A 229-nucleotide genomic window follows, 5' to 3' on the forward strand; every position below is an offset into this window, starting at 1 on the left:
CCCCCCCCCTCCTCCCACCCAACACACCCCCCCCCAGATTACTACGCGTCTCGTGGGCTCGGAGATGTGTATAAGAGACAGCGATAGAAGTGGTACACGGATCTAGGCCCCCGCTTCTGCGCCTCGGCGTTCAGCCAGACGTAGTTGGGGTTGACGGGTAACCAAGGCTTGCCGTCGGTGAAACCAGCGTGCCGACCTGAAGTCCACCTGTCTCTTATACACATCTCCG

The 229-nt window shown here is 60.3% G+C and carries 1 protein-coding gene; it reads right to left on the minus strand.

Annotation, left to right across the window (positions count from 1 at the left end; all coding sequences use genetic code 11):
- Positions 1–41: 41 nt before the first annotated feature.
- Positions 42–224 (minus strand): alpha-amylase family glycosyl hydrolase, encoded by a 183-nt coding sequence (locus tag ACPYOM_RS24265; RefSeq protein WP_481347943.1) that lies wholly within the window; start codon positions 222–224, stop codon positions 42–44.
- Between the last annotated feature and the right edge of the window lie 5 nt (positions 225–229).

The organism is Monashia sp. HAY1-2A (assembly GCF_056755315.1).

What these genes read in the sequence shown, in the direction of transcription:
- ACPYOM_RS24265 (WP_481347943.1), bottom strand. Translation starts at nt 224, where the DNA reads ATGTGTATAAGAGACAGGTGGACTTCAGGTCGGCACGCTGGTTTCACC.